At 42.9% G+C, this 203-nt stretch carries 1 pseudogene; it reads left to right on the top strand.

What is annotated here, in order from left to right:
• Positions 1-203: pseudogene (locus tag H4J69_RS19875) on the top strand (hypothetical protein); the annotation flags it as partial.

Genomic DNA, 203 nt, shown 5'->3' on the forward strand with positions numbered 1-203 from the left:
TTAAGTGATGATAGTGAAACTGTCACGATAGCTGAAGATACAACCGCCACGGGCAATGTGTTAGATAATGCTGAAACAGCAGACGGTCCAATGACCGTCACCAGCTTTACTGTTGATGGTAATACATATAGTGCAGGTGACACCGTTACCCTCACCGAAGGTGAGTTAACTTTAAATGCAGATGGTAGTTATACTTTTACACC

The organism is Colwellia sp. BRX10-9 (genome assembly GCF_014077405.1).
In the GTDB taxonomy this organism is placed as follows: Bacteria; Pseudomonadota; Gammaproteobacteria; order Enterobacterales; family Alteromonadaceae; genus Colwellia_A.